The organism is Micromonospora sp. Utrum1 (assembly GCF_057197805.1).
In genome coordinates, this window is sequence record NZ_CM170071.1 from 3,988,215 (window position 1) to 4,008,560 (window position 20,346).

The following is a 20,346-nucleotide window of genomic DNA, read 5'->3' on the forward strand; positions in this document are numbered from 1 at the left end:
CGGCCGGGCCCTCGGGGCCCGGCCGCCGCGCAGGCCCAACAACCTCAGGAAAGGCCCGGTGGCATGACAGGGAGCCATCCAGTCCTGACAATGGCGGGGATCACCAAGTCGTTCCCCGGGGTACGGGCGCTCGACAACGTGGACTTCCGCCTCTTCCCCGGCGAGGTGCACGCGCTGATGGGCGAGAACGGTGCCGGGAAGTCCACCCTCATCAAGGTGCTCACGGGCGTCTACGGCATCGACGGCGGCACCGTGTCGCTCCATGGTGAGCAGGTGTCGTTCAGCGGCCCCATGCAGGCCACCGCGGCCGGTGTGAGCACCGTCTACCAGGAGGTCAACCTCTGCACCAATCTCTCGGTGGCGGAGAACATCTTCATCGGCCGGGAACCGCGCCGGCTGGGTGCGGTCCGGTGGGGCGAGATGCGCCGCCAGGCCCGGGCCCTGCTCGCCCGGCTCGACCTGGACATCGACGTCAACGCACCGCTGGCCAGCTATTCGCTGGCCGTGCAGCAGATGGTGGCGATCGCCCGGGCCATCGACATCAAGGCCCGGGTCCTGGTCCTCGACGAGCCGACCTCCAGCCTCGACGCCACTGAGGTCGCGCAGCTGTTCAGAGTGATGCGCCAACTGCGCGACGGCGGGATCGCGATCCTGTTCGTCACCCACTTCCTCGACCAGGTCTACGACATCGCCGACCGGATCACCGTGCTCCGCAACGGCCAGCTCGTCGGCGAGTACGCGACGACAGAGCTGCCCCAGCTCACCCTCGTGGAGAAGATGATCGGCAAGGAACTGGACGTGTTGGAGCGCCTCGACGAGCAGCCCCGGCGCGACGTCGCCGCCGCGGCGGAGGGCGCACCCCTGCTCGACGTGCAGGAGCTGGGACGCCGGTCGGCGGTGGCGCCGTTCAGCCTGGCCATCCACGAGGGAGAGGTGGTCGGCCTGGCCGGCCTGCTCGGCTCGGGTCGTACCGAGGTGGCGCGGCTGCTGTTCGGCGCCGATCGCGCCGACCACGGCAGCGTGCGGGTGCGCGGCAACCCCGCGTCGCTGCGCACGCCGGTGGCCGCCATCGGTCACGGCATCGGCTTCTGCTCCGAGAACCGGCGGGCCGAAGGCATCATCGCGGAGCTGTCGGTGCGGGAGAACATCATCCTCGCCCTGCAGGCCGCCCGGGGCTGGCTGCGCCCCATCCCCGGCCGTCGGCAGGACGAACTGGTCGAGCGGTACGTGCGGGCCCTGAGCATCCGGCCGGCCGACCCGGACATCCCGGTGGGGAACCTCTCCGGCGGCAACCAGCAGAAGGTCCTGCTCGCGCGCTGGCTCATCACCGAGCCTCGCCTGCTGATCCTCGACGAACCGACCCGGGGCATCGACATCGGGGCGAAGACCGAGATCCAGCGCCTGGTGGCGCAGCTCTCCGACGGTGGAATGGCGGTGCTGTTCATCTCCGCCGAACTCGACGAGGTGCTCCGCCTCAGCCACCGGATCGCCGTGATGCGTGACCGCGAACTGGTCACCCAGCTCACCAACGACGAGAGCGTCGACGCCGACCGGATCATGCAGGCCATCGCCGCCGGCGCGGGGCACGAGGGGGTGCCGTCATGAACCACGGAAGGACCGGCTACCGCGCGTTGACGACACACCGGCTCTTCTGGCCGGTCGTCGTCCTCGTCGTCATGCTGGCCGCCAACACGATCTACCGGCCCGGCTTCCTCTCCGTGCAGCTACGGGACGGTCACCTGTACGGCAGCCTCATCGACATCGTCCGGCTGAGCGCGCCGCTGATCCTGGTCGCGCTCGGCATGACCCTGGTGATCGCCACCGGCGGCATCGACCTGTCGGTCGGCTCGCTCTGCGCGATCAGCGGCGCCATCGCCTGCCTCTACATCAGCCGGCAGCCCGACCAGAACAGCATCGGCGGCGTGCTGACCGCGCTGGCCCTGGCACTGGGGGCGGCCCTGGTGCTCGGCGCGTGGAACGGCGTCCTGGTCGCCGTCATCGGCATCCAGCCGATCATCGCCACGCTGATCCTCATGGTCGCCGGCCGGGGCCTCGCCCAGCTGATCACCGAGGGGCAGATCCTCACCATCAACTCCGACCCGTACAAGGCGATCGGCGTCGGCCACCTGCTGACCCTGCCCCTGGCCATCTTCCTGGCGCTCGCCGCGGCCCTGGTCATCGCCGCGGTGACCCGCCGGACGGCCCTCGGCCTGATCATCGAGGCGGTCGGCGGCAACGCGCGGGCCAGCCGCCTGGCCGGCATCCGGTCCGCGCGGATCACCTTCCTCGTCTACGTGATCAGCGCTGTCTGTGCCGCCGTCGCCGGCTTCATGATGACCGCCAACGTGTCCAGCGCCGACGGCAACGCCGCCGGCCTCTGGGTCGAACTCGACGCGATCCTCGCGGTGGTCATCGGCGGCACGTCGCTCGCCGGTGGCCGGTTCTCGCTGAGCGGCACCATCCTCGGCGCGCTGATCATCCAGACCCTCACCACCACGGTGTACGCCATGAACATCTCGCCCCAGACGTCCCTGCTGTTCAAGGCGGTCGTGGTCATCGCGGTCTGCCTCATCCAGGCGCCCGGCTTCCGGGCCCGGTTCGCCCGACGCAGAGCCCCGGTGGTCACCCCGGCCACCGTCAACGATCAGCCGAAGGCGGAGGTGCCGGCATGACCACGACGTCCCTCACCGGCGGCCGCAGCTGGTCGCGCCTGCCCCGGCGGCACGTGCCGGTCCTGGCCACCCTCGCCCTGCTGCTGGTCCTCTACGGCGTCGGGGTCTCCCAATACCGCGCGTTCTCCAACATCCAGGTCATCTTCAACGTCTTCATCGACAACGGGTTCGTGCTCGTCGTCGCGGTCGGCATGACCTTCGTGATCCTCACCGGCGGGATCGACCTCTCCGTCGGCTCGGTCGTCGCCATGACCGCGATGGTGTCGGCGTTCCTGCTGCAGGAAGGGTTGCCGGCGGCGCTGGTGCTGCTCATCGCGCTGCTCATCGGGCCGACGCTCGGGTTCCTGATGGGCTGTGTGATCCACTTCTTCGACATCCAGCCGTTCATCGTCACCCTGGCCGGGATGTTCTTCGCCCGCGGCATGTGCACCTTCATCAGCGGCTCGTCGATCCCGATCACCGACGGGTTCTGGACCAGCATGTCCCAGGAGAGGATCGGCAACCCGAGCGGCAACTTCGTGTCGATCAGCGTGCTCATCGCCTTCGCGGTGGTCGCCGTCGCCGCGTACACCCTCGCCTACACCCGGCTGGGCCGCAACGTGTACGCCATCGGCGGCAACGCGCAGTCGGCCCTGCTCATGGGGCTTCCGGTGGGGCGGACCCGGATCGCCGTCTACACGATCAGCGGCCTGTGCGCGGCGATCGGCGGGATCCTGCTGTCGTTCTACACGCTCTCCGGCGCCCCGCTGATCGCGGTGGGCATGGAGCTCGACGTCATCGCGGCCGTGGTCATCGGCGGGACCGTGCTCACCGGCGGCTCCGGCTACGTCTTCGGCACGGTGCTCGGGGTGCTGGTCCTCGGGGTCATCCAGACACTGATCACCTTCGACGGCAGCCTCAACTCCTGGTGGACCAAGATCGTGATCGGCGGTCTGCTCTTCGCGTTCATCCTGCTCCAACGTCTGATCGGAATCCGCTACAAGTGACCGACCATCTCGCGGAAGGCAACCCCATGGCAACGCACGCTGAGCCTGAGATCTGGTTCCTCACCGGCAGCCAGGCCATGTACGGCGAGGACACCCTCCGACAGGTGGCCGACCAGTCGCGGCAGATCGCCAAGGCGCTCGACGACTCGCCGCACATTCCCGCCCGGGTCGTCTGGAAGCCGGTCCTGACCACCAGCGCCGACATCCTGCGAGTGTGCCGCGACGCCGCCGCGCAGGGCGCGATCGGGGTGGTTGCCTGGATGCACACCTTCTCGCCGGCGAAGATGTGGATCGCCGGCCTGGACGCGCTGCGGACACCGCTGCTGCACCTGCACACCCAGGCCAACGTCCTGCTGCCGTGGGACGACATCGACATGGACTTCATGAACCTGAACCAGGCCGCCCACGGCGACCGGGAATTCGGGTTCGTCCAGACCCGCCTCGGGGTGGCGCGCAAGACGGTCGCCGGGCACGTCAGCGACCCGCGCGTGGTCTCCCGCGTCGGTGCCTGGGCGCGGGCGGCGCTCGGCTGGTCGGCGATGCGGTCGCTGCGACTGGCCCGCTTCGGCGACAACATGCGCGACGTCGCGGTGACCGAGGGCGACAAGGTGGAGGCGGAGCTGCGCTTCGGCGTCTCGGTGAACACCTACGGCGTCAACGACCTCGTCCGGGTGGTCGGTGAGGTCGCCGACGCGCAGGTGGACGACCTCGTCAAGGAGTACGACGACAGCTACCGGGTGGTGCCCGAGCTGCGCCCGGGAGGCGATCGGCACGACGCGCTGCGGTACGCCGCCCGGCTGGAGCTCGGCCTGCGGGCGTTCCTGGAGGCCGGCGGGTTCCGGGCCTTCACCACCAACTTCGAGGACCTCGGCGGGCTGCGTCAGCTGCCCGGCATCGCCGTGCAGCGCCTGATGGCCGACGGCTACGGCTTCGGCGGCGAGGGTGACTGGAAGACCTCCGTCCTGGTCCACACCCTCAAGGCCATGGCGGTCGGGGTCGACGGCGGCACGTCGTTCATGGAGGACTACACCTACGACCTCACGCCGGGCCGGGAACTGGTCCTCGGCGCGCACATGCTCGAGGTGTGCCCGAGCATCGCCACGGGCGTGCCGTCCGTGGAGATCCACCCGCTGAGCATCGGTGGGCGGGAGGATCCCGTCCGACTGGTCTTCGACGCCGAGCCGGGTCCCGCGGTGGTGCTCGGCCTGGCCGACATGGGGGAGCGGTTCCGGCTCGTCGCCAACGAGATCGACGTGGTGTCTCCGCCGCAGCCGTTGCGCCGGCTCCCGGTGGCCCGGGCCGTCTGGCGTCCCCGGCCGCACCTGGCCGGCTCGGCCGAAGCGTGGATCACCGCCGGCGCCCCGCACCACACGGTGCTGTCACGCGCGGTGGGAGTCGAGGAGCTGCACGATCTGGCCGAGATGAGCCGGACCGAACTGGTCGTCATCGACGCCGACACGAACCCACGCCGGTTCGCCGAGGAGATCCGCTGGAACCAGGCCTACTACCGGCTCGCCAAGGGATTCTGAGGCAGCGACGGCGGGCGCCTCGCTGCCCTTCCCGTTGCGCCCGGCGGCCGGGGTGCCGGCCGCCGGGCCGGGGGAGTGCTCCGGTCAGCAGGTGGAGTTGGTCTGGGTGAGCAGGCCGAGCCGCCAGGGCAGGCTGTTGTAGTCACCGCCGGCGCTCGGGTCCAGCCCCTGGTAGAGGTAGCGCAGGTTGCAGGGGCTGACGGCGAGGGTCTGGTCGTGACCGCTGCGGATCATCTCGCCGTGGCTGATGTCGCGCGTCCAGGCGCCGCCCGGGAAGGTGACGTTGTTGGCCCGCGCGAACGGGTTGCTCTCGGCGTCGGCCAGCGGCTGCCAGGGTCCGGTGATCGCCGGGGCGGTCCAGGAGCGGAAGTACCGGCGGCCGTCGCTGCCGATCGCCTCGACCAGCAGCAGGTACTGGTTGCCGACCCGGTAGACGTTGGACGCCTCGAACAGCCGGTTGCGGTCGCTGTCCTGCATGGCGATGACCGTGTTGGTCATGCCGTTCGGGAAGTTCGCCAGGGCCGTCTGCGACCGGTAGAGGTGCCCGTTGTCGTCGGAGGAGAACAGGTAGCAGTTGGCCGAGTCGCAGATCACCCACATGTCGACCCAGTAGCCGTTGCCGATGTTGTCCCTGATGATCTGGGGCATGTCGATGTAGAAGTTCTTGGGCGCGCTCCACCCGGCCGGGTTGCTGATGTCCGGGTTGGTGGAGTACGACGCGTTGCCGGTCTGGTAGACGAGGTACCACAGCCGCTGCGGTGCGAAGTAGAAGACCTGCGGGGCAGCGCGGTAACCGGCGCCGATCGGGGTCTGGTCGAGATAGGTGAACGGCGCCGAGCCGGCCTGGGACCAGTCGGTGAAGCTGGTGTAGACGAGGTTGTAGCCGGAGGATCGCGCGGTGCTGGCGAAGACGTGGTACCTGCCGTTGTAGTAGACGACGGAGGGGTCCTTGATGCCAACGATGCCCCGGCCGTCGTTCTTCGGGCCGATCAGGGCGCCGCTGGAGGACCAGCGGAAGGTGCTCGGCAGGGTGCCCGTGGGCGGCGGTGAGCTGGGCGGGGGAGAGCTGGGCGGGGGCGTCGTGCCGGGCGGCGGGGTGGTCGTGCCGCCGGTGCAGGTGGTGCCGTTGAGGGCGAAGCTGGTCGGCGCGGGGTTGCTGCCGGTCCACGAGCCGTTGAAGCCGAACGACACGGCGGCGTTGGTGCCGATGCCGCCGTTGTAGCCGACGTTCACGGCCCGGACCTGGCCCCCGCTCTGGGTGATGGTGGCGTTCCAATACTGCGTGACCTGCTGACCGGCCGCGTAGGACCAGGTCAGCGTCCAACCGTTGACCGGGTCGCCCAGGTTGGTGACGGTGACGTTGGCGCCGAAGCCGCCCTGCCACTGCGAGGACACCTGGTAGGTGACCGAGCAGCCGGCGGCGGCAGCCTCCGCGGGCAGGGTTACGGCCGCCGCGGCGGCGACCAGCCCCGCGGTGGCCGCGAGCGTCACCGCCCTGACTCTCCACGTCGTACGCATCGAAGGTCCTTCCATGGTGGGTGGGGTATGCCGGCCCGGACGGCGGGAGGGGAAGCGCTGAACGAGTGATCCGGCCGGACGGAGCCGCCAGCGAGCCGGACCGCTGCGGGTGCGGTCGACCGGCCTCCGCGCGATGGGGCGCGATCGGGTCGGACGAGATCTCAGACGGGTGACCGTTGCGGCTCGGATCCGTCACCCACGTCGGCCGGGATGTGCCCGGTGCCCTTCGACGTCGGTGGTCCGAACAGGAGGATGCCCTCGGCTCCTGGGCGCAGAACATAGCATGTTATCGATAACATGCTCAACCGCGACGGTCGGTCCATTGCCGCATAAGCGGAAGAGTGGCGTGCTCCGCATGGCCGCACTGGTCGCCATATCGGTAGGTCGCGATGTTACCGATAACAGGTCCTATGGCCGGGTGAGAGCAATGGGCCCAGCCACAGGTCGACCTGTGCGCCGGTTTGATCTACCTTCCGTCCTCGGCAGGGCTCAGCCATGTGAAAGAGTCATCCGGCGAGCTCTCGAAGGATGCTTGTTCGGTCGTCACTCCATAGTTCGATCGAGTAGCGCAGGCCCGCAGCCGCGAGGACGGCAGCGAGTTCGTCCACTCGGGATGGGTCGACGACCCCGCTGAAAAGGCACTCATCGGGCGACGGCTCGACCAGTTCGATGCACACCCACTCGTGCTCGACCTCATACTCGGTTCACGAGCTTGCGCGGGCCCGCCATCCGGCACGTACGAAAATCTCCGCCACGGCCTTCGCCCCCGGGGCACGGGGGAGGCGGCCGTAGACGTTGTTGTCGAGAACGGCCAAATGGTCGGCAAGGCGCGGCCCGGGCGTACCGCCAGAATTGAGCTCCATGTTCCCTCCCAATCTCCCGTCGTGCCCAGCGCGAGCCCTGACGTCGCGGAGCCGGTGGCGCCTCCCCGGTTGGCCGCGCCATCGGCGCGTTCACAGCATCGACACGGGCACCAAGCGCACCGCCTCGACGCCATCAAGGCGTCCGATCTCCGGCAGCCCGGTCCCACCCTTCCCGTTCAAGGGAAGCTGGAGTCGCAGCGAGGGGCGCGCCGCCTGCGGATCGAGTTGTGTCGCGAGATCGCCCTTGCCCTGGCACTGCTTGCGCAGGCGCTCGTAGGCGGCGTCACGGTCCTCGAACTCGATCGATTCACCGTGGGGTAGCGCCCGGACGGCCTCCTCCACGGAGGCTCGCTGCTCTTCCGTAGCGGTCGGTTCCAGCCGGACGATCGCCCCGATCCGCGCTGGCAGGGGATCAACGTCGGCGATCTTGAGGCCGACCCACTCGACGCCGTCGACCGTGCCCATCACCAGATCGACTGCCTCGGCGACCGACGCGTCCGTGACAGTCGCGCGAAGGGACTCCGGCAGGTTCTCCGGACCGAGATCCCCCAGCAGGTCCGGAGAGTCTTTCCGCAGTTTCTCGTAGGCCTGATCGCGGGTCTCGAAGGCGATGCCCTCCACGCTCGGCATCGCGCGTAGCCGCTGCTCCACCACGTCTTTCTGGGCTGCCGTCACGTCGTGGTCGAGCAGGACGGTCAATGTGGTGTGCCCGGTCGCCTTCGGCTCGGAGGTGCAAGCGGACGGAGCGGTCAGGAGTAACAACGCCAATACCGGCGCAACGCGACGCATGGGTCAGATCGTAGGTGGGCGTGCGGCATCGAGTGATCCCTGGGACGTGTTGAGCGCAGGGGGGGAGGAATGCCGGGACTTCAATCACGGAGCAGTCCGTGCGCAGCGGCGTAGGTCGCAAGGCGGTCCGCCAGCTCGTAGGGACGGCTCAGCGCGGGGGTGTGCCGCCGTCGATCTCGTCCGGGGTGATGCCCAGGCGCTCTCGCGCGACGCGGCGGAGGAAACCAGCGGGGAACAGGCGGTCATCGCGACAGATCAGGACCCGGGTGGGGACATCGGGCCAGGCTCGCAGCGGCGACGGTTCCCCCATCCGGGCCTCGGACTGCGTGCGCGCCCGCTCCAGCGCCTCCGCGGCCAGCTCCGGTGGGACATCCTGGTAGAACAGGGCGACGGCATCGTCGTAGTCGCCCCGCACCTCCTGGTCGTATCCCGTGTGGACCCAGTAGTCGGCGGGCGCTTCCGCCGGCGCGGGGATCATGGGCGCGATCAGGACGAGCAGTTCGACCGCCACCCGGTCGCAGACGAGCGGGGCTGTGAAGCCGCCGAGCGATTGCGCGACGACGATCAGATCGGTGCGGCCGCGGATCGCCCCGACCACGGCGTCGGCGTATTCGGGCAGGCCGGCCGAGTCGTCGTCGCACGGCAGATCCGGCGAGACAGTGTCATGGCCCCGGGCGCGGAGTTCGGCCTCCACCAGATGCCAGTACCAGCCGACGTCGCCAGCGCCGTGGATCAAGACAAATGTCGCCACCCAGCCTCCTTGGCAGAGCCTCCGGGCCAGCACGCGCCGTCTGGTTTCGGTGTGAGTCGACCGGCGGGCCGCGGTTGGCTGTTCCGTGGGTGAGGTTAGTACTCCAACGTCAGTTCGCCTGTCTGCGCTGGTAGTGGGATCGTCGGGCTCGGGCTTGGGATGTTCGCCGCCAGATCGACCAGTGCAGGGTGTGCTCTGGCGGTAGCGATGCGGCGAGGACGAAGGCGTTGAGGAGGCGGCGGATCTCGGCGACGGTCAACGCGATGATCTCCGGGTCAGCGTCGGGCTGCTGCGCGGTGGCGGCGAGGATGGTCAGGACGGCCAGGGCGAGCATGGCCAGGGTGATGAAGCGGTGCCAGCCGGTCCAGCCGCGGACCTGGTAGTGGTCCAGGCCGACCTGGCCTTTACCGGTCTGGAACAGCTCCTCGATGCTCCAGCGGGAGCCGGCGACGGTCACGAGGGTGTGCAGCGGCACCGGGCGGGGTGACCAGCACAGGTAGAAGGCCAGCTCGTCGGTGGTGCGGTTGCGGCGGATGAGCAGCCACCGGTGCTCACCTGGCTGGGTGGCGGTGGTGATCCACGCCCACAGGTAGTCGCGGGGGCCTTTCGCTCCCGGTCCACAGCTGTGCTGCTGCCACTCGCTGGTGGGGATCCGGTCGGCGAGTTCGTCGACGCGTATGAGGGTGCGGCCGTCGTTGACGTGCACGCGTCGGTCGCAGCCGACCGCCAGGACGTAGCCGATCTCGCGGTGTTCCAGGTCAGCGCGTAGGCCAGGGTCGGCGCCGTAGACCTCGTCGCCGGTCACCCACCCGACCGGGACGCCAGCCTCGATTGCGGCGGCGATCATCTGCCGGGCCAGGGCAGGCTTCGTCGCGAACCCGACGTCGTCCGGCACGCCGGCGGCGGTGAGGCGGTCGGGCTGCTCGCACCAGGTCGTCTCCGGCAGGTAGAGCCGGCGGTCGATCAGCGCCCGCCCGTGCGGGGTGACATAGGCCAGGAACACCCCGACCTGGCTGTTCTCCACCCGGCCGGCGGTGCCGGTGTACTGCCGCTGGACCCCGACCGAGTACACACCCTTCTTCAGGAAGCCGGTCTCGTCGGTGACCAGCACACCGTCGGGATGGCCGAGCTGCTCGACCAGCCACGAACGCACGTCATCGCGCACGGCGTCGGCGTCCCACACCGCCGTGCGCAGCAGCCGCTGCATCGCCTGCGGGTCGCAGTGGCCGGCCCGCTCCGCCAACGACCAGCAGGTCTTGCGTTCCGCGTCCGACAGCAGCCCTTCCACGAACTGCCCAGCGGTCCGGCGTGGCTCCACCCGCACGAACCGGGCAGCGACACGCGTCACCGCCTCGTCCAGGATGACCCGCCACCGGTCAAGGTCTAGGCTGTGGCCCACGGCCACCGCACGATCTTCGGTTGTCCTCACAAACCATCGATGATCAACGCGGTGGCCGTCCTCATGCCCACGCCACGCCCAACGCCGAAGCCAAGTGACGTTGGAGTATTAGGCGGCGATGCTGACATTCTCGGCGTCGCGTCGGGTTGATTGGCGGAGCGGTGCCAGGTGCCGGCGACGCCCGATCCGCACCGCACCGGTCAATCGGGGTGGCGGTGATCGCCGACGGATCGCCGCCCGAACTTGCCGGCGACCGCATGCTCGGTGTCGGTGACTTCTCCCGTCTCCAGGAGCTGCTTCAGCCTGCGCAGGTTCGCGGCTACCTCGGCGCCGGGCGGCTTCCCGGCCAGGGTCAGCACTACGCGGCCCAGTCTTCCGAAGGGTGTCTTCAGCACCTCGTGAACCTCGGTCCGGCCCGGGTCGGACCCTGGGGTGAACCGGACCGTCCAGCGAGATCTCATGACGGGTGCGGCGGTCGTCTCGTACCGGAGCAACTGGTTTGTGCGCTCCTCGGTGAGCCGTACCGTGGATTTCAGTCTGACGCCGAGTGGTCCCCGAATTGTCCATCGGAATGTTGCTGGCCCGATTTGTTCGCTGGCCATGACATCGCCCAGGAAGCGGGGCAGGTTCCGAAAGTCGCGGTAGAAGTCGAAGACGTCCGCGACCCGGCGCTCGATGGTCACTCTCGCCTCGGCCGGATTCTCCCCTGCGCGGTGTGGTGAGTGGCGCATCGCTGCCTCCGACGGATTGTTCCCACTACAGCCCTGCTGCGATCCAGGCCGTCTGCCCGGGTGCCCGTCCGCTAAACATCGAGCGGCCGTGCCCCCTGGCCGCCGGCCCCACCCCGACGGCGGACGACCCCGGCGCGGCCCGCGACGCCAGCCCTGAGCGCTCGGTCAGTCGGCCACTTGTGCCGTGGGTTGCGCGCCCGGGGCGCTGCGGCAGGGCCGCCGTGGCTGCCTGCTTCAGGCGGGCGGTGACTCTCCGGCGCTGTTCAACGGAGTGCCGTCGAGAGCGGTGTCCGTCAGCGTCATGTTCAGGCGGACGTTGATTTCGGTTCTGCTGTGGGGCCAGCGGGTGAGCGTGAAGAGGATGAACCCGCTTCTGTGCTGCCCCCTGACCATCTCGCCCAGCGGGCGGCTGTCGATCCCCTCGAAGAGCCAGGCGTGCAGATCTTGAATGTCGTCCTCCTGCCAGCCCGGCAGATCGGCTGCGTGCGCTCCCAGGGCGAGCTTCTCTGCCAGGTAGGCCGGATCGGCGACGCTCCGGAACTCGATATCGAGAAGATCGAACGTGTGCCCTTTGCCAAACTGCCAGTCGGCTACGACATGGGTGACTCCCTGCGAGACCGGCCGGGCTTCCAACATCCACCCGTACTCGTCGATGAACGGGGCGTGGCGTTCCCACCACATCCGCTCGTCCTCGCGCCGCACGATCCACGGAAAGGGGATCTCGGGAACGTCGGGCCACTCGACCTCGGGGAAGTCCCAGCCACCGAGCCATGACTGGACCTTCTCCCGGTTCGCGACAACCTTCGCCCTGAGTGCGTCCACGTCCTGTCGCTTCGATCGGCGGAACAGCAAGGTGCCTCCTCAGCGGTCCCCGTGGGCGCGGGCGGTGGCGCCGTCCAATAGGGATTGTCGCAGGCGTGGCAATGGTCTGGCGCCGTGCCGGCGGGTGCCGCCGGAGCCCCGGACGCAGTGGGGTTGACGCGTCGGCTGCGCACAGGTGCCGGCAGGATTGGTCAGCGCCAGCGTGGTGGTTCGCAGGATGGAACTCAGCAGTACGACGAACGACCCCGCGGAATGTGCGGCGACCCGCCGGCCTCACAGTTCCGTGTGCTGTCTCGTCGAACTGGCGAAGGCGGACGCGACCAAGGGAGCCGGCGACACCATGACCACCCGATCCGAGCCAGGAGACGGCCGGCCCGATCCGAGCTTCGGCGCGATCATGAGCGAGCGGCAACGGCTGATCAATCTGGCGTACCGGCTCCTCGGCTCGCTGGCCGACGCCGAGGACGTCGTCCAGGAGACGTACGCCCGCTGGTACGCCATGTCCCCGAAGCAGCAGGAAGCCATCGACTCGCCCGGAGCCTGGCTGACGACCGTCGCCAGCCGTATCTGCCTCGACCTGCTGCGCTCGGCGCGCGCCCGGCGGGAGCGCTACGTGGGCGAATGGATTCCGGAGCCGCTGCCCGAACCGACGGAGTGGCTCGGCGGGCGGTCGGACGGCATCACCGCCGACCCGGCCGACCGGGTCACCCTCGACGAGTCGATCAACATGGCCTTCCTCGTCGTGCTCGAGTCGATGACTCCGGCAGAGCGCGTCGCGTTCGTCCTGCACGACGTCTTCCGCTACTCCTTCGCCGAAGTGGCCGAGATCGTCGGCCGTACCCCCGCGGCGTGCCGCCAACTGGCCTCGTCGGCCCGGCGTCGTATTCGCGCGTCGCGGGCTCCGGCGACTCCGGTGGTCCGGCAGGCCGAGATCGTCAGGGACTTCAAACAGGCGTGGGAAGCCAAGGACATCGACGCCCTCATCGGCCTCCTCGACCCGAATGTGACGGCGATCGGCGACGGCGGCGGCCTCGTCAGCGCCGAACTCCGCCCGATCGAAGGCGGCGAGCACGTCGCACGCGTGCTCGTCGACGTCACCGGCAAGGCGCCCCACCTGCGGATCGTCGAGCGTACGGTCAATGGCCGGCCCGGCCTCGTGGCCCAGCAGGACGGCGTCACCGTGACGGTGATCGCGTTCGACATGGCAGGCGACCGGATCACGCACATCTGGGCGGTCCGCAACCCGGAGAAACTCCGGCCGTGGACGACGGGGTGACGGGCATCTGCAGGTCCAACCGCCGCCGCGTCGGCTGCGGAATCCGCTGTCCGGTTGTCGGAGCACGGTGATGGACAGCCGCAGTGGTAATGACTCTGGACTTCCCCGTCCTGCTGCGGCTGATCGACGAACGGTCGACCGCGTTCCGGGCCACGGTCGCCTCCGCGCCCACCCTCGACGTGCAGGTGCCGACCTGCCCCGGGTGGACGCGCTGTTCGATCTGGTGCGGCACCTGGGCGAGGGGCGCACTGCCGAAGGCCGGCCCGGATCGCGGTTGCTGGGCGTGGTGGGGTACGTCGCAGTCGCCGCGGACCTGAGGTTCCGTCGCTCGACACCAGCTCCAGGAGATCGCGGTGCACACCTACGACGCTCAGCTCGGCCAGCACATCGGCATCGCTTTCAAGCCCACAAGGGCGGACCGACGGCACGTCTCCGAGCTGGCCGTCCACAGGCCGCCGACCTCCGTCATAGGCTGCATCTCGCACGTGATGGACGGGAGGTCGAGGTGGCCGAGACGACGCTGACCGACGTGCTGGCCGAGCTGGCCGCGCTCGAGGACCCGAAGACACGCGAGGTGAACGAGAGACACGGTGACGATCACGGTGTGAACCTCGGCAAGCTGCGCGCCCTCGCGAAGCGGCTGAGGACGCAGCAGGAACTCGCGCGCCAGCTCTGGGAGACGGGTGACACCGCGGCGAGACTGCTGGCGATCCTGGTCTGCCGCCCGAAGGCGTTCGAGCGTGACGAGTTGGACGTCATGTTGCGCCAGGCGCGCAGACCCAAGGTGCACGACTGGCTCGTGAGCTACGTGGTGAAGAAGAACCCGCACTCCGAAGAGCTGCGCGTGGCCTGGTCCGCCGATCCGGATCCGGTGGTCGCGAGTGCCGGCTGGGCGCTGACCACCGAGCGTGTGGCGAAGAAGCCCGAGGGCCTCGACCTCGCAGGACTGCTCGACGTCATCGAGGCGGAGATGAAAGGCGCCCCGGATCGCCTGCAGTGGGCGATGAACCACTGCCTGGCTCAGATCGGGATCGAGCACGCCGAGCACCGTGCCCGGGCGATCGAGATCGGCGAGCGCCTGGAGGTGCTCAAGGACTACCCGACCTCCCCGGGCTGCACGTCTCCGTTCGCGCCGGTCTGGATCAGCGAGATGGTGCGCCGACGGCACGACTAGCCGGCGCGTCGCGGTGGTCGGTCCCGACCCCCTCTGGCAACCCCGCGAAGAAGCCTGACTAAAGTCAGGCATATGAACTCGGAGCTCATCGCCACTGTGCGGCGGTTCAACCGGACGGTCACCCAACGGGTGGGCGCCCTCGACGATCAGTACATGTCCCGCGACCGGCCGCTCGCGCAGGCGCGGCTGCTGTGGGAGATCGGCCCCGACGGCGCCGAGGTCGCGGCGCTGCGGGCCCGGCTCGGGCTGGACTCCGGGTACCTCAGCCGGCTCCTGCGCACCCTGGAGGGCGACGGGCTGGTGAGCGTCGGCCCGGCCGCGCGGCCCGGCGGCGACGGGCGGGTACGCGTCGCCGCACTGACCGAGGCCGGACGGGCGGAGTGGGCCGAGCTGGACGAGCGTTCCGACGAGCTGGCCCAGTCCATCCTCGAACCGCTCAGCGACCAGCGGCGCGAGCGTCTGGTGGCGGCGATGGCGGAGGTGGAGCGGCTGCTCGTCGGCTCGATGGTGGTCGTCGAGCCCTGCCCGCCGGGAGATCCCCGAGCCCGCGCCTGCGTGCGGGCGTATGCCCGTGAGGTCGCGCAGCGCTTCGACGACGGATTCGACCCGGCGCTGAGCAAGCCGGTACGCGACGAGGAACTCGTCCCACCCGCCGGCGTGTTCCTGCTCGCCACCCTCAACGGCGAGCCGGTCGGCTGCGGGGCGGTCAAGCTCCACCCCGACGCGCCGGCGGAGATCAAGCGGGTGTGGGTGGCGGACACCGTACGCGGTCTCGGTGTCGGCCGGCGGCTGCTGGACCAGCTGGAGCGGTACGCCGCCGAGCGCGGCTGGACCGCTGTCCGGCTCGACACCAACCGCAACCTGACCGAGGCGATCGCCATGTACCGCGCCGCCGGCTATCGGGAGATCGAGCCGTACAACGACGAGCCCTACGCGCACCACTGGTTCGAGAAGTGCCTGGCGCCGTGACGTGACAGGTGTTCATATCGGGGCTATAGGACCCGATGGGTATGGCCAGAAAATCTGCGCCGGATACGCCGCCGGCGGCGTGGACACCTGCCAGGGCGACTCGGGTGGTCCGATGTTCCGCCGCGACGCCACCAACGCCTGGATCCAGGTCGGCATCGTCAGCTGGGGCAACGGCTGCGCCCGGCCCAACTACCCCGGTGTCTACACCCAGGCGAGCTACTTCTCCTCGGCGATCGCCTCGGCCGCCGCGAGCCTCGGCGGCTGACCGTACGACCGGACGGGCGGCCCGGCTCACGACCAGCCGGGCCGCCCTTGCCTGCGCCTCGTCGGCAGGCCGGGTCAGGCGTAGAGCGGACTGCCGGTCTCCAGCAGCGACTTCAGGTCGCTGAGGACCTGGGCCCAGCCGCCACCGGCGCTCTCGACCTCGCCGTTGACCTGCGCCATGGTCTGCGGCGCGCCGGCCAGCTCGTGGGTCACCGTCAGCGAGGTGACGCCGTTGCCCCGCTCCGCGATCTCGTAGGTCAACCGGGTGGCCGGCTCGTCCAGCCAGGTCGGCCGCCAGGTCTGGACCAGCCGGACCGGCGGGTCCACCTCGATCACCTCGCCCTCCACGGGCACCTCCGGCATGCCGGCCTCCCGGTGCTCGGGGATGGCCAGGGCCCGGTACCGGCCGCCCGGCCGCAGGTCGTAGTCGGCGATGCCCTGGTAGCCGTACTTCCGGGTCCACTCCGGCTTGGTGATCGCGTCCCAGATCGCCTGCGGGGTGGCCTTGATGTAGACCCGGTAGACCTTGGTCGTCCCGGCCGTCGTCGTGGTGGTCATCGGTTCTCCTTCGGGTCGTCGCGTTCGAGTTCCGCCTTGAGCTCCAGCAGTGTCGCGGTGTGGTGCTCGGTGTACTTGTCGATCCACCGGTCGTGGATCGACCGGATCGGCACCGGGTTGAGAAAGTGCAGCTTCTCCCGGCCCTGGCGTCGGGTCACGACGAGGCCGGCGTCCTCGAGCAGGCGCAGGTGCTTCATGACGCCGAAACGGGTCATCGCCAACGCGGACTCCAGCTCGGTCAACGTCTGGCCGTCGCGAACGAAGAGCCGGTCGAGCAGGGCGCGTCGGGTCGGGTCGGCGAGCGCCTTGAATACCAGATCGTCGTCGTCGCTCACGGGACCAGCATAGGTGACCAAAAGGTCACATGTCAACGATCGCCGGGCCCGTGCCGGGGCCGGGGCAAGCCGCAGAATAGGGATCGATTCGCTGTTCGACCGACTGGTGCTCCGGCCCGGGGTGTTCGGTCAGGGCGAACCGGCCGCCTTCCTGGCCGCTGCGGACAGTCACGGGGATCGTGCTGCCGTCCTCGAACGCCAGCGTGAAGGCGGGGTCGAGGTCGCAGAGGAAACGAAGCCCCTCGTGCTCGTCGATGTCATCGCTGATCAGGTGGCCCTCGGCGTCCCAGCCGCCGGCAGTGGCGGCAATGACCACCGCGATCTCCGCGACGAACGCGGTGGAGGAGTTCGCCCACCAGTTCAGCTGGCAACGGCCCTCGAAGCGATCCATGCCCGCCATCATCGTGCTTCGCCCGACCAGGGGGCGGGGCTCGCGGCAAGTCCGGTGCAGGCGTGCAGGTCCGCGTACTCCCGGCGGATCCGGGCGGCGCCATCCCCTCCGGCGAGTTCGGGTCGACCCACGCCTCGGGAGATCACCGCGGGCACCAGTTCCGTCTTCGAGATCGCCGAATCGTCGAGGGTCACCCGCAGCACACCCGTGTCGTTGCTGTACGCGTCGTCCCGCCACCAGAGGAAGTTGCCGAGTCCGTACTGGACGAAGGTCTTGCCGAGCCATCCGTCGCCGAGCAGCAGGTGGGCGTGGGTGCCGACCACGAGAGTGGCACCCGCCTCGGCCATCTCGCCGGCGAACGCGCGAGCCTCGGGGGGTGGACACGCCTCGCCCTCCGTGCCCCAGTGGACGTAGACGATGACCACGCCGGCCTGGCGCCGGGCGGCGCGCACCGCGGCGACGGCGCGCGGCAGGTCCCGGGTCATCGCGATGCCGGCCCGGGTGTCTGTGGCTCTCCACTCCGACCACAGCTCGGAGACCTGGCTGAACCCGAGTACGGCGATTCTGGTACCGCGTATCTCGGTGATCCACGGCCGGTACGCCGCCGCCGCGTCAGCGCCCGCCCCGACGGCCGGCACCCCGGCGGCCCTTGCCGCGTCCACGGTGTCGGCCAGCCCCGTCCGCCCGTAGTCCAGCACGTGGTTGTTGGCGATCGACACGACGTCGACGCCGGCGGCCTTCACCGCGGCATACGCGCTTGCCGGTGCCCGGAAATGGAACTCCTTCGGCTCGGGAACCCCGCGCGCGGTGACCGCCGTTTCCAGGTTGACCATCGCCAGGTCTGCGGCCGACAGGGTCGACGAGATGGACCCGAACGCGGTCGCCGGATCGGCCAGCAGATCCGCCGTACGGTCGGCGAAGTGCACGTCGCCCGCGAAGGCCAGGGTGATCTCGGCGGGGTGCGACGGGGACGCCGCCGCCGGGGCGGAGCGGGTGGGCGCACCCGCTGGCGGGGTCCGGGCGGCATCGCACGCCGTGACCGCCAGGGTCACCGCCAGCGCGACGAAGGATCGTGCCCACTTCACTCCGGCAGCGTACGGAAACCCGCCCGACCCCGGGCCTGCTTGGCGGGATTGCCGTCGGCCTGACCTGCGGGATGTCGAAACCGAGAGGCAAGTAGGAGACAACGGGCCGGCACCCGAGCTCTCGGGTGCCGGCCAGCGTCAGTTCCCGTCATGGGCGAGGGCTACCCCGGCCCTGTGAGCAGCACCCCGGCGTAAGGATGAACCGGCTCAGGTCATGCGACGAAGCGACGACGCCGTTGCGCGAGAAGCAGTACGAGGCCGACCGCGACGAGACTGCCTCCCGTCGCGGCGAGTCTGCCGAGCGTCGGACCGGAGATTCCCACGTCGGTCACCGGCAGGCTGGGGCCAGGTGTCCCGCCGGCCGCCGGGCAGGTCTGTGCCAGGTCGAAAGTTCCGTCGCTACCCGTGATCACCGCCGTGGCGTTGGTGAGGGCGAACGGATTCACCAGCTCGCCGGTGGAGGACAGGCCGGCTGGCGTCCTGATCCACGCCCTGTTGCCGACGATCGCGCGGTCAGCGGCGGGTGTGGTCGTGATGGTCTCCGTGACGGGACCACCCTCGGTGGCGAACTCGATGGTCAGTGAGATGAAGGTGCCCTGATTCGCAGCCGGCAGGGCGAAGACCCAGACGTCCTCGGCCTGGAAGGGGCCACCACCGAGGTTCGGGTCGCACGTATGAGTGCCGAACGCCGCCGCCGTCGTGCCGGTGTCCGCCGGGTCGATGTTGATCGTCGTGCCACCCCCAGCCCATGCTGGTGCGGCAGACCCAAGGCCGATCACGGCGGCCAGCACGGTGGCTCCCGCTAGGCGGGTAAATGATGGTGCGGTCAACTGAACCCCCAGATGGTGTATTTCTGTTAATAGCTTGTGAAATGGGGCCGACCCGGGTGCCAGATAACCAGGATCGCCGGTGCCGATTGCCCGAATCCAGCTCTTCCCTCGGGGGCCGGAGGTCTGTGATGGGCGACCGGCTTGCGGGTTGCAGGGCGCGGTGAGCCGGCGGCGCACGGGCTGGGGGTCACGCTCGATGCCGAGCTGGTGGTGGTCGTACCCGCCTCCTAGTCTCGGTGGGTGACCGTGCACACGCTGTCCCGCGGCGACGCCCGCCGCCTCGCGGTGCGCGCCCAACTGCTCGTCGCCCACCGCCCGAGCGACATGTTCGACGTCGTACGCCGGTTGACGCTGTTACAGAACGACCCCACGTCGGCCGTCGCGCCCAGCGCGGATCTGGTCCTGTGGAGCCGTCTCGGCTCCTCGTACTCCCCGGCGCAGCTGCGCGACGCCCTCGACGAGCAGACCCTGCTGGAGCTGCACGGCCTGGTCCGTTCGCCGGAGGACCTCGCGCTCTACCGGGCGGAGATGGCCGAGTGGCCCGGCCGCCCACCGCTGCGCGATTGGCAGGAGGGCCTGCGTGACTGGGTCGATGCCAACAACGGCTGTCGGCTGGACATCCTCACCCGGCTCCGCGCCGACGGCCCCCTGCCCGCTCGCGAGCTGCCGGACACGTGCGTGGTCCCATGGCGCTCCTCCGGCTGGACGAACGACCGCAACGTCCGGAAGATGATCGATTTCCTCGTTCAGCGGGGCGAGGTCGCGGCCGCCGGTCGGCGCGGCGCCGATCGGCTGTGGGACCTCGCGGAACGGGTCTACCCGGACGAGGTGGTGCCCTACGAGGAGGCGTGCCGGATCCGTGACGAGCGGCGGCTGCGCGCGCTGGGCATCGCGCGCGCCCGGGCTCCCGTGAGCCCGGGCGAGCCGAACGACGTACGGACCGCGGGGGAGCCCGCGGTGGTCGAGGGCGTGAAGGGCCAGTGGCGGGTCGACCCCGAGCTGTTGGACCAGGCGTTCACCGGCCGCGCGGCGTTGCTGTCGCCGCTGGATCGGCTCGTCTTCGACCGCCGGCGGATCGCCGAGCTGTTCGAGTACGACTACCAGCTGGAGATGTACAAGCCGGCCGCCAAACGCCGCTGGGGATACTGGGCGCTGCCGATCCTGTACGGGTACCGGTTGGTCGGCAAGCTCGACGCCACCGCCGACCGCAGGGCCGGTGTGCTGCGGGTGGACGCGATCCACCAGGACGTTCCGTTCACCAGGGAGATGACCGCCGCGGTGCGACACGAGATCACCGAGCTGGCGAACTGGCTCCGGCTGACCCTGGCCCTGACGGCCTGAACGCGCGGCGCCGACCCAGCTCACCGGCTTCGATCCTCGCCGCTGGGCGGGTCCGATGCCGGG

General features: G+C 69.8%; 20 protein-coding genes and 1 pseudogene. 10 read left to right on the forward strand and 11 right to left on the reverse strand.

The features are described from left to right. Positions 1-63: 63 nt before the first annotated feature. The 4 genes from AC0OLQ_RS18715 to araA are packed head-to-tail and all read left to right on the forward strand — an operon-like array spanning position 64 to position 5,187. Entirely contained in the window at positions 64-1,605 is a 1,542-nt protein-coding gene (locus AC0OLQ_RS18715) for a sugar ABC transporter ATP-binding protein (RefSeq protein WP_484527271.1), read from the forward strand. Further along, positions 1,602-2,672 (forward strand): ABC transporter permease, encoded by a 1,071-nt coding sequence (locus tag AC0OLQ_RS18720; RefSeq protein WP_484527272.1) that lies wholly within the window; start codon positions 1,602-1,604, stop codon positions 2,670-2,672. The genes AC0OLQ_RS18715 and AC0OLQ_RS18720 overlap by 4 nt, the downstream gene beginning before the upstream one ends. Beyond that, positions 2,669-3,658 (forward strand): galactofuranose ABC transporter, permease protein YjfF, encoded by a 990-nt coding sequence (yjfF, locus tag AC0OLQ_RS18725; RefSeq protein WP_484527273.1) that lies wholly within the window; start codon positions 2,669-2,671, stop codon positions 3,656-3,658. Before AC0OLQ_RS18720 ends, yjfF begins: the two co-directional genes overlap by 4 nt. A 26-nt stretch (positions 3,659-3,684) precedes the next feature. Then, positions 3,685-5,187 carry an L-arabinose isomerase gene (gene araA, locus AC0OLQ_RS18730; protein WP_357345343.1) on the forward strand — a complete coding sequence of 501 codons (1,503 nt, stop codon included), beginning with the start codon at positions 3,685-3,687 and terminating at the stop codon, positions 5,185-5,187. Between the two features lie 84 nt (positions 5,188-5,271). Here the strand turns inward: araA and AC0OLQ_RS18735 are convergent, their stop codons facing one another. The 6 genes from AC0OLQ_RS18735 to AC0OLQ_RS18760 form a co-directional block, all read right to left on the reverse strand. Continuing rightward, positions 5,272-6,705: a glycoside hydrolase family 62 protein gene (locus AC0OLQ_RS18735; RefSeq protein WP_484527274.1), complete on the reverse strand. Its 1,434-nt coding sequence runs from the start codon at positions 6,703-6,705 to the stop codon at positions 5,272-5,274. A gap of 953 nt (positions 6,706-7,658) precedes the next feature. Continuing rightward, the gene (locus tag AC0OLQ_RS18740; RefSeq protein WP_484527275.1) at positions 7,659-8,357 is read right to left on the reverse strand and encodes a permease-like cell division protein FtsX; all 699 of its coding nucleotides are present in this window, start codon (positions 8,355-8,357) and stop codon (positions 7,659-7,661) included. Between the two features lie 148 nt (positions 8,358-8,505). Then, positions 8,506-9,108, reverse strand: a complete 603-nt coding sequence (locus AC0OLQ_RS18745; RefSeq protein ID WP_484527276.1) for an alpha/beta hydrolase — start codon at positions 9,106-9,108, stop codon at positions 8,506-8,508. 109 nt (positions 9,109-9,217) lie between these two features. Continuing rightward, positions 9,218-10,513: an IS701 family transposase gene (locus AC0OLQ_RS18750; protein ID WP_484527277.1), complete on the reverse strand. Its 1,296-nt coding sequence runs from the start codon at positions 10,511-10,513 to the stop codon at positions 9,218-9,220. Between the two features lie 194 nt (positions 10,514-10,707). Beyond that, positions 10,708-11,190, reverse strand: coding sequence for an SRPBCC family protein (locus AC0OLQ_RS18755; RefSeq protein WP_484527278.1), 483 nt, complete (start codon positions 11,188-11,190; stop codon positions 10,708-10,710). A 282-nt stretch (positions 11,191-11,472) separates the two neighbouring features. After that, positions 11,473-12,090: a hypothetical protein gene (locus tag AC0OLQ_RS18760; protein WP_484527279.1), complete on the reverse strand. Its 618-nt coding sequence runs from the start codon at positions 12,088-12,090 to the stop codon at positions 11,473-11,475. A 157-nt stretch (positions 12,091-12,247) separates the two neighbouring features. On the opposite strand from AC0OLQ_RS18760, the gene sigJ reads away from it, so the two are divergent. From sigJ to AC0OLQ_RS18785, 5 genes and pseudogenes are all read left to right on the forward strand, one after another. After that, positions 12,248-13,336 carry an RNA polymerase sigma factor SigJ gene (gene sigJ, locus AC0OLQ_RS18765; RefSeq protein WP_484527280.1) on the forward strand — a complete coding sequence of 363 codons (1,089 nt, stop codon included), beginning with the start codon at positions 12,248-12,250 and terminating at the stop codon, positions 13,334-13,336. 89 nt (positions 13,337-13,425) lie between these two features. Next, positions 13,426-13,653 (forward strand): hypothetical protein, encoded by a 228-nt coding sequence (locus tag AC0OLQ_RS18770; protein ID WP_484527281.1) that lies wholly within the window; start codon positions 13,426-13,428, stop codon positions 13,651-13,653. Positions 13,654-13,841: 188 nt separating this feature from the next. After that, a complete protein-coding gene (locus AC0OLQ_RS18775) occupies positions 13,842-14,510 on the forward strand; it encodes a DNA alkylation repair protein (RefSeq protein ID WP_484527282.1) in 669 nt (222 codons plus the stop codon). Positions 14,511-14,582: 72 nt separating this feature from the next. After that, on the forward strand, positions 14,583-15,479 hold the full coding sequence (locus AC0OLQ_RS18780) for a bifunctional helix-turn-helix transcriptional regulator/GNAT family N-acetyltransferase (protein WP_484527283.1): 897 nt from the start codon (positions 14,583-14,585) through the stop codon (positions 15,477-15,479). 46 nt (positions 15,480-15,525) lie between these two features. After that, positions 15,526-15,744, forward strand: a pseudogene (locus AC0OLQ_RS18785) (trypsin-like serine protease); the annotation flags it as partial. A gap of 74 nt (positions 15,745-15,818) precedes the next feature. Here the strand turns inward: AC0OLQ_RS18785 and AC0OLQ_RS18790 are convergent. The 5 genes from AC0OLQ_RS18790 to AC0OLQ_RS18810 all read right to left on the reverse strand — a co-directional run bounded on the left by AC0OLQ_RS18790 (position 15,819) and on the right by AC0OLQ_RS18810 (position 18,903). After that, positions 15,819-16,301: an SRPBCC domain-containing protein gene (locus tag AC0OLQ_RS18790; RefSeq protein WP_357345363.1), complete on the reverse strand. Its 483-nt coding sequence runs from the start codon at positions 16,299-16,301 to the stop codon at positions 15,819-15,821. After that, a complete protein-coding gene (locus AC0OLQ_RS18795; RefSeq protein WP_484527284.1) occupies positions 16,298-16,636 on the reverse strand; it encodes an ArsR/SmtB family transcription factor in 339 nt (112 codons plus the stop codon). Before AC0OLQ_RS18795 ends, AC0OLQ_RS18790 begins: the two co-directional genes overlap by 4 nt. Positions 16,637-16,661: 25 nt before the next feature. Further along, positions 16,662-17,027, reverse strand: coding sequence for a hypothetical protein (locus AC0OLQ_RS18800; RefSeq protein ID WP_357345367.1), 366 nt, complete (start codon positions 17,025-17,027; stop codon positions 16,662-16,664). Between the two features lie 8 nt (positions 17,028-17,035). Next, positions 17,036-18,112 (reverse strand): CapA family protein, encoded by a 1,077-nt coding sequence (locus AC0OLQ_RS18805; RefSeq protein ID WP_484527285.1) that lies wholly within the window; start codon positions 18,110-18,112, stop codon positions 17,036-17,038. Between the two features lie 212 nt (positions 18,113-18,324). Next, positions 18,325-18,903, reverse strand: coding sequence for a hypothetical protein (locus AC0OLQ_RS18810; protein WP_484527286.1), 579 nt, complete (start codon positions 18,901-18,903; stop codon positions 18,325-18,327). Between the two features lie 279 nt (positions 18,904-19,182). On the opposite strand from AC0OLQ_RS18810, the gene AC0OLQ_RS18815 reads away from it, so the two are divergent. After that, the gene (locus tag AC0OLQ_RS18815; protein ID WP_484527287.1) at positions 19,183-20,283 is read left to right on the forward strand and encodes a DNA glycosylase AlkZ-like family protein; all 1,101 of its coding nucleotides are present in this window, start codon (positions 19,183-19,185) and stop codon (positions 20,281-20,283) included. Positions 20,284-20,346: the final 63 nt, after the last annotated feature.

Bases quoted from the DNA above. Each gene is read 5' to 3' on its own strand.
- AC0OLQ_RS18780 (WP_484527283.1), top strand. From the start codon at position 14,583: ATGAACTCGGAGCTCATCGCCACTGTGCGGCGGTTCAACCGGACGGTC.
- araA (WP_357345343.1), top strand. From the start codon at position 3,685: ATGGCAACGCACGCTGAGCCTGAGATCTGGTTCCTCACCGGCAGCCAG.
- yjfF (WP_484527273.1), top strand. From the start codon at position 2,669: ATGACCACGACGTCCCTCACCGGCGGCCGCAGCTGGTCGCGCCTGCCC.
- AC0OLQ_RS18740 (WP_484527275.1), bottom strand. From the start codon at position 8,357: ATGCGTCGCGTTGCGCCGGTATTGGCGTTGTTACTCCTGACCGCTCCG.
- AC0OLQ_RS18715 (WP_484527271.1), top strand. From the start codon at position 64: ATGACAGGGAGCCATCCAGTCCTGACAATGGCGGGGATCACCAAGTCG.
- AC0OLQ_RS18770 (WP_484527281.1), top strand. From the start codon at position 13,426: ATGACTCTGGACTTCCCCGTCCTGCTGCGGCTGATCGACGAACGGTCG.
- AC0OLQ_RS18790 (WP_357345363.1), bottom strand. From the start codon at position 16,301: ATGACCACCACGACGACGGCCGGGACGACCAAGGTCTACCGGGTCTAC.
- AC0OLQ_RS18720 (WP_484527272.1), top strand. From the start codon at position 1,602: ATGAACCACGGAAGGACCGGCTACCGCGCGTTGACGACACACCGGCTC.
- AC0OLQ_RS18735 (WP_484527274.1), bottom strand. From the start codon at position 6,705: ATGCGTACGACGTGGAGAGTCAGGGCGGTGACGCTCGCGGCCACCGCG.
- AC0OLQ_RS18800 (WP_357345367.1), bottom strand. From the start codon at position 17,027: ATGGATCGCTTCGAGGGCCGTTGCCAGCTGAACTGGTGGGCGAACTCC.